Below are 444 nucleotides of genomic sequence, written 5' to 3'. Positions count from 1 at the left end.
CTGCCGCTTTTTGAAGCAGCTTTTATATATTAACAGGAAGTAAACATCCTGTCAATAGATTTTTTGGTGGAGCCTAGCGGGATCGAACCGCTGACCTCCTGCGTGCAAAGCAGGCGCTCTCCCAGCTGAGCTAAGGCCCCATATAAAAATTCAAATGGTCGGGAAGACAGGATTCGAACCTGCGACCCCTTGGTCCCAAACCAAGTGCTCTACCAAGCTGAGCTACTCCCCGAACATGATAATTTTAAAGTAATATGGCGCGCCCGAAAGGAGTCGAACCCATAACCTTCTGATCCGTAGTCAGACGCTCTATCCAATTGAGCTACGGGCGCATTATATAAATAAACTCTGTGGTGCCGAGGACCGGAATCGAACCGGTACGGTAGTCACCTACCGCAGGATTTTAAGTCCTGTGCGTCTGCCAGTTCCGCCACCCCGGCAATA

Annotated in this window: 4 tRNA genes; all 4 read right to left on the bottom strand. The window is 50.0% G+C overall.

Annotation, left to right across the window (positions count from 1 at the left end):
- Positions 1–64: 64 nt before the first annotated feature.
- The 4 genes from ABU165_RS25145 to ABU165_RS25130 all read right to left on the bottom strand — a co-directional run bounded on the left by ABU165_RS25145 (position 65) and on the right by ABU165_RS25130 (position 440).
- Positions 65–140, bottom strand: a tRNA-Ala gene (locus tag ABU165_RS25145).
- A gap of 15 nt (positions 141–155) precedes the next feature.
- Positions 156–232: transfer RNA gene (locus tag ABU165_RS25140), tRNA-Pro, on the bottom strand.
- Between the two features lie 23 nt (positions 233–255).
- Positions 256–332 (bottom strand) — tRNA-Arg (locus ABU165_RS25135).
- A 19-nt stretch (positions 333–351) separates the two neighbouring features.
- Positions 352–440, bottom strand: a tRNA-Leu gene (locus ABU165_RS25130).
- Between the last annotated feature and the right edge of the window lie 4 nt (positions 441–444).

Source organism: Cytobacillus sp. T106 (assembly GCF_040492155.1).
GTDB classification, from domain to species: domain Bacteria; phylum Bacillota; class Bacilli; order Bacillales; family Cytobacillaceae; genus Bacillus_AB; species Bacillus_AB infantis.
The sequence above is the reverse complement of the archived record's forward strand: the minus strand, read 5'-3'. Positions and strand labels throughout refer to the sequence as shown.